Below are 6000 nucleotides of genomic sequence, written 5' to 3'. Positions count from 1 at the left end.
GCGACGTCGCCGAGAACCGCGAAGTCGGCGACGTCACCACGCTCGCCGACTCCTCGGTCATGGACCTCATCTCCAAGGGGCTGAAGTCCGGCGACGACTGATCGTCCCAGCTGTTCGCAGGAGGGCGCCCTCGGTTCGAGGGCGCCCTCCCATTTTTTCGCACAACCCTGCTGAACTGGGCAAACACCTCCTGAGAAGTGCTTGAAGCGGCAACTGATCCGCCAGACGGATGTTAGGCTCGACTACAGGTGTGCCGGGAAGTCTGGTCGGCGAACGAATCGTGCTGCCCACGAACGGAGCCACCTTGTTCGACCGCAACCGCGCCCGCACGTTCGACTTCGGCGCCTACCTGCGCACCGAGACCGTCGGCGGCATGGTGCTGCTCGCCGCGGCCGCCGTCGCGCTGCTGCTCGCCAACTCCCCCGCGAGCGCCTTCTACACCGCCATCCGCGACTTCGAGGTCGGTCCGCACCTGCTGCACCTCGACCTCAGCATCGGCGAGTGGGCCAAGGACGGCCTGCTCGCGATCTTCTTCTTCGTCGCCGGCCTGGAGCTCAAGCGCGAGCTGGTGATCGGCGAGCTGTCCAACATCCGCAGCGCGCTGCTGCCGGTCATCGCCGCCATCGGTGGCATGGTCGTGCCCGCCGGTCTGGCCTTCGCCGTCAGCGCCGGTGCCCCCGGGCACGAGACCGCGTGGGCGATCCCGGTGGCCACCGACATCGCGTTCGCGCTCGGCGTGCTCGCGCTGACCGGCTCGTGGATGCCGACCGCGGCCCGGGTGTTCCTGCTCAGCCTCGCCGTCGTCGACGACCTCGGCGGCATCATCGTGATCGCCGTCGTGTTCACCTCCGGCCTCGACCTGCTGTGGCTGCTGGCCGCCGTCGTGCTCTGCGCGCTGTACTGGTTCCTGCAGCACAAGCGCATCCGCTCGCCGTGGATCTACGTGCCGCTGGCGGTCGCCACCTGGATCGCGGTGCACAGCTGCGGCATCCACGCCACCATCGCCGGTGTCGCGCTGGGCCTGCTCACCCGCGTCCGCACCGATGCCGACGAGGAGGCCTCCCCGGCGATGCGGCTGGAGCACCGGCTGCAGCCCTGGTCGGCCGGTCTGGTCGTGCCGGTGTTCGCGTTCTTCGCCGCCGGTGTGCCGGTCGACGGCGAGGCCCTGACCTCGATGTTCGAGGACCGGGTGGCGATCGGCGTGATCGTCGGCCTGGTGGTCGGCAAGTTCGTCGGCATCTTCGCGACCTCGTTCATCGCGGTGAAGCTGCGCATCGGCAACAAGCCGTCCTCGGTGTCGTGGCTGGACATGGGGGCGCTGGCGATGCTCGGCGGCGTCGGCTTCACCGTCAGCCTGCTCATCACCGAACTCGCGCTGGAGGGCGCGGCGGCCGAACGCGCCAAGGCCGCGGTCCTCATCGCCTCCGCCGTCGCCTCGCTGCTCGCCGCAGCTGCGCTCGTGCGGCGCGGCCGCAAGTTCAACGGCAACGGGGCCGACAACGGCGACGGGACCAACGAGGCCGACGGAGCCAACAACGCCGACGGAGCCAACGAGGTCGACGGGGCCAACAAAGCCGACGGGGCCAACGAGGTCGACGGGACCGACGGGGCCGGTGACAACGGAGCTGGTGAGCAGGGCGGGAATGTCACTCGCGGGTAACGCATCGCGAGTCGATGGGCGCGTGGCTGATCTCCCGTGGCACGATGGTGGCCGTGAACAGCGCCCAGAAGAGCACCAACGGCAGCCGTGAAGGTGCGGAGTGGAGTGCGGTGAACTCCATCCCGTTGTCCGAGGAGGGCACTGCTCCCGACGGGCAGTCCATCGGCGCGTTGGTCAAAGACGCCACCACGCACCTGTCCACTCTGGTCCGCTCCGAAGTGGAGCTCGCCAAGTCCGAGATCGCCGGTGAGGTCAAGAAGGGGCTGCGCGGCAGCGTCTACTTCATCCTGGCGCTGTGCGTGCTGGGCTTCAGCCTGTTCTTCCTGTTCTTCACCGCGGCCGAGGGGCTGCACGCGCTCGGCCTGTGGCGCTGGGCCGCCTTCGGCATCGTCTTCCTGGCGATGCTGCTGGTCGCCGGCCTGTTCGCGCTGCTCGGCTACCTGAAGGTCCGCAAGATCCGCGCCCCGAAGCGCACGATGGCGACCCTCAAGGAGACCAAGAACATCACCAAGCGCCACAAGCCGGAGGAAACCCCGGCCACGTGACCCCACCCGCCACCTGACCCACCGGCCACTCGGCCAGGGGCGCTCACACCCAGCCAGAACCGCGGCGGACCAAGTCCGCCGCGGTTCTCGCATCTCGGTGCGGGGTCCTGTTCGGCGGGAACGTCACCAGTGGACAGTTTTAGCCATAATTGTCCCGGCAAAACGGACATCGATCATGGGTGATTCTGGCTAAAACTGTCCCGCTCCCGGACCGCGCACCCAGGCCGCACCCGGCCTCGCAGCTTCGCGGCCTCCCGAAAGCGGTCCGGTTCGTCAGTTCGTGCAGTTGCCCGTCGGGACCGGGGTGGTGAGGTGCGGGGCTTCCTCCACCTCGTCGGCGACCTCGTCCGCGGTGAGCGCGAAACCCGTCTCCGGATCGTCGACCGCGGCGCCGAAGACCACGCCCACGACCTTCCCGTCCGGGCTGATCAGCGGACCGCCCGAGTTCCCGCTCTGCACCCGGCCGCGCACCGTGTAGACGTCGCGCACCACGGTCGCCGCGTCGTAGATGTCCGGCCCGCGCAGCCGGATGCGCTCCCGGACCCGCCCGGCGGAGGCCGTGTACGGGCCGTCCAGCGGGTAGCCGAGCGCGATCGCGTCGTCCCCCGGGTGCGCCGAGCTCGACGCGAACGTCATCGCCTCGGCGTCCAGGTCCGGGACCGACAGGATCGCCAGGTCCACGTCCGGCTTGTACATCACGACCTCGGCGTCGAAGTCACCGCGGCCGATCTCGATGGCCACCCGGTCAGTACCCGCCACCACGTGCGCGTTGGTCATGACCCGGTGCGGGGCGATCACGAAGCCGGTGCCCTCCAGCGCGCGGGCGCACGAGGTCGCGCGACCGCGGATCTTGACCACGCTGGTCTGCGCGTTGCGCACCACCTCGCTCCCGGCCAGCGCCGGGTCGGGCGGTGCGATCTCGGCGACCGGGGTCTCCGAGAACGGCTCCAGCGCCTCGGGGAAACCGGACATGCCGAGCATCCGGCGCAGGTCGTCGGGCAGCGCCCTGGCCTGCGGGGGCATCACCGAGTTGACCGTGCTGAGCACCTGCGACCGGCTCAGCGCCGCCGCCAGCCCGGGCAGCGCCGTGGCCGAGGTGAACGGCAGCGCCACCAGCCAGGCCACCACCAGCACCGCGAGGAACTGCAGCACCGAGCCGAGCGCGTTGTCGACCCCGGCGAGGCGCGGTGAGGTGATCCGGTCCCGCAGCTCGCGGCCCGCCCACATCCCGAAGGTCTCGCCGAAGGCGACCAGCAGGACCACGATGCCCACGCCGAAGGCCAGCCGGGCGACCGGGCTGTCCAGGGTGTCCAGCAGCAGCGGTGCGACCTTGAGGCCCACCACCGCTCCGACGAACACGCCCACGAAGGACAGCAGTGCGGTGACCAGACCGCTCCGAGCCCCGGAGACCGCGGCGAGCAGTGCCAGCAGCACCACCAGCAGGTCGACCCAGTTCACCCACTCACCCCTCGCACTGGACGATCAGTCGCACCACCGTCTCATGGTCGGACAACGGAACGGCTACGCCGGTCCGCCGGGGAGGCGTTCGCCACCTCCCGGAACGCCCTCAGGAACGTCCGAAGCCGAGGTCGTCGGCTTCCTCCGCCGCTCGCCACGCCTCGTCGAGTTCTCGCACGTCAGCGCGGTTCCAGCTGCGCGACCAGCCCGCCAGCTCCAGCAGTCCGGCCAGCAGCCCGCCGGTGAAGCCCCACACGAGCATCCCCGGAACGAGGAAAGCCGGCCCGGCCACGCCGCTGCTCAGCCGCACCCGCACCCGGTTCTCCGGGTCGGTGAGCCAGGAGATCGGCACGCTCGCCACCGCGGCGGTCTCGCCCGGGTCAACAGGCGCGACGTGCGAGGGCTCGGTCCAGTGCGCCAGCACCGGGGTGACCCGGAACCCGCTGTGCGGAACGTGCAGTTCCGGCAGGGTGGCGACCGGGCGGATGCCGTCCGTGCGCACCCCCACCTCCTCGACGGCCTCGCGCAGCGCGGCGTCCACCGGACCGCGATCGACATCGTCGAGCGCGCCGCCGGGGAAGGCGACCTGACCGGGGTGCGAGTTGAGGCCGTCGGCGCGGCGCAGCAGCAGCACCTCCGGGCCGTGCTCGCCCTCGCCGAGCAGGATCAGCACGGCTGCCGGCCGGGCGGAGGCGGGTGGCGGGTGGTTCGGCCAGCCGAAGTGCCCGGGGTCGAGGTCGGCGGTGCGCTTGACCAGCGTCCGCATCCACTCGGGCAGGTCGTCGGGATCGACCAGCGGTCCGTTCTCGCTCACTGGCCCCCCAGGGTCCGTTCGACGGCGGCCCGAACCTCGGCGGGAGATTCGAACGCGACCGGCGGGTCGATGCGCCGGACCTCGCCGGAGCCGGTCACCACGAAGCTGACCGGCAGCACGTTGGGGGCTCCCAGCGCGGCCCGGGCCCGGTTGTCGCCGTCATGCACGGTGGGGAAGTGAACGCCGAGCTCGCGCAGTAGGTCAAGACCTTCGCCCGCACCGCTGTCGACCTGCACGCCCAGCACCCGGATCGCACCGGGTTCGGTGCTGTAGGCCTGCAGCGCGGGCAGCTCGGTCCGGCACGGCACGCACCAGGTGGCCCAGAGGTTGATCAGCGTGGGCTCGCCGGAGACGGCTCCGGCCAGGTCAACGGGCTTGCCGTCGGCCAGGCACTGCGCGCTGACCCCCGCGAGCCCGGCGGGACCGCCCGTTCCGGTCGGGCAGGGCTGCAGCGCGGCGGCCGCGCGCTGCTGCGGATCGATCCGCTCCGCGGGCGGCGGGGCGGCGGCCGGTCCGCCCTGCTGCTGCTCGTGGTCGCGCGGCCAGAGCGCGACGGCGGCCAGGACGGCGAGCACCACGACGACGACGGTCCACTGGATCTCGGACCGGTAGGCACGCAGGTTCACGCCACCGGCTCCTTGGCCGCCTGCTTCTCCACCGTCTTGTCCGGCACCTCGTCGACGATGCCCGCGAGCTCCAGCAGCCGGGGCGTCTCCGGCCCCCTGACCAGCTTCGCGGCCTCGACGTGGTCGGTGGGCCCGGCGCCGTAGGCCGGGCAGTCCTTGGCCAGCAGGCAGGCGCCGCAGGCCGGTTTGCGGGAGTGGCAGACGCGCCGCCCGTGGAAGATCACCCGGTGGGAGAGCATCGTCCACTCCTTCCGGGGAATCAGCTCCCCGATGGCGTGCTCGACCTTCACCGGGTCCTCCAGCTCGGTCCAGCCCCACCGGCGGACCAACCGCCCGAAGTGGGTGTCCACGGTGATGCCCGGGACGTCGAAGGCGTTGCCGAGGATCACGTTGGCCGTCTTGCGCCCGATCCCGGGGAGCTTCACCAGCTCATCGAGCTTCGCGGGCACGTCGCCGCCGTGCCTGTCGACGAGCGCGGCGCCCAACCCCATCAGCGAGGAGGCCTTGTTCCGGTAGAAGCCGGTGGACCGGATCATCTCCTCCAGCTCGGTCCGGTCGGCTCCCGCGTAGTCCGCGGCGGTCGGGTAGCGGCGGAACAGCGCGGGCGTGACCTCGTTGACCCGCTTGTCGGTGCACTGCGCGGACAAGATCGTCGCGACCGCGAGCTCCAGGGGCGTGGTGAAGTCCAGCTCGCAGTGCGCGTCCGGATAGGCTTCGTTCAAGGCGCGCAGCATCCGCCTCGCTCGCCGGACGAGTCCCAGCCGGGTCTCCTCGCCCTTCCGAGATCGGGTCTTCCCCTGGTCAGGAGGGGTTCCAGCGGACTTGGCGCGGGTGTTTCGAGCAGGCTCCGACACCCCACCAGACTACGGAGGAGCCCTGACACGGACGGTGGCGGCA

5 protein-coding genes and 1 pseudogene are annotated in these 6000 nt (G+C 71.1%); 2 read left to right on the top strand and 4 right to left on the bottom strand.

What is annotated here, in order from left to right; genetic code table 11:
• Nucleotides 1-304: 304 nt before the first annotated feature.
• Nucleotides 305-1495 (top strand): annotated as a pseudogene (gene nhaA / locus QFW96_RS27795) (Na+/H+ antiporter NhaA); the annotation flags it as partial.
• Nucleotides 1496-1704: 209 nt separating this feature from the next.
• Nucleotides 1705-2205 carry a phage holin family protein gene (locus tag QFW96_RS27790; RefSeq protein ID WP_281458703.1) on the top strand — a complete coding sequence of 167 codons (501 nt, stop codon included), beginning with the start codon at nt 1705-1707 and terminating at the stop codon, nt 2203-2205.
• A gap of 273 nt (nt 2206-2478) precedes the next feature.
• On the opposite strand, the gene QFW96_RS27785 is transcribed toward QFW96_RS27790, so the two are convergent.
• The 4 genes from QFW96_RS27785 to nth all read right to left on the bottom strand — a co-directional run bounded on the left by QFW96_RS27785 (nt 2479) and on the right by nth (nt 5837).
• Nucleotides 2479-3663, bottom strand: coding sequence for a MarP family serine protease (locus tag QFW96_RS27785; protein ID WP_281458701.1), 1185 nt, complete (start codon nt 3661-3663; stop codon nt 2479-2481).
• Nucleotides 3664-3772: 109 nt separating this feature from the next.
• Nucleotides 3773-4429 carry an NUDIX hydrolase gene (locus tag QFW96_RS27780; protein WP_406693179.1) on the bottom strand — a complete coding sequence of 219 codons (657 nt, stop codon included), beginning with the start codon at nt 4427-4429 and terminating at the stop codon, nt 3773-3775.
• A 44-nt stretch (nt 4430-4473) separates the two neighbouring features.
• A complete protein-coding gene (locus QFW96_RS27775) occupies nt 4474-5103 on the bottom strand; it encodes a TlpA family protein disulfide reductase (protein WP_281458699.1) in 630 nt (209 codons plus the stop codon).
• The gene (gene nth / locus QFW96_RS27770) at nt 5100-5837 is read right to left on the bottom strand and encodes an endonuclease III (RefSeq protein ID WP_281458698.1); all 738 of its coding nucleotides are present in this window, start codon (nt 5835-5837) and stop codon (nt 5100-5102) included. Before nth ends, QFW96_RS27775 begins: the two co-directional genes overlap by 4 nt.
• Between the last annotated feature and the right edge of the window lie 163 nt (nt 5838-6000).

The sequence above is a fragment of the Saccharopolyspora ipomoeae genome (assembly GCF_029952525.1).
In the GTDB taxonomy this organism is placed as follows: Bacteria; Actinomycetota; Actinomycetes; order Mycobacteriales; family Pseudonocardiaceae; genus Saccharopolyspora; species Saccharopolyspora ipomoeae.
This window is presented reverse-complemented; position numbering and strand designations above follow the sequence as displayed.

Excerpts from the sequence above, each read along its gene's own strand:
- QFW96_RS27790 (WP_281458703.1), top strand. The coding sequence starts at position 1,705 with ATGGTGGCCGTGAACAGCGCCCAGAAGAGCACCAACGGCAGCCGTGAA.
- nth (WP_281458698.1), bottom strand. The coding sequence starts at position 5,837 with ATGCTGCGCGCCTTGAACGAAGCCTATCCGGACGCGCACTGCGAGCTG.
- QFW96_RS27780 (WP_406693179.1), bottom strand. The coding sequence starts at position 4,429 with ATGCGGACGCTGGTCAAGCGCACCGCCGACCTCGACCCCGGGCACTTC.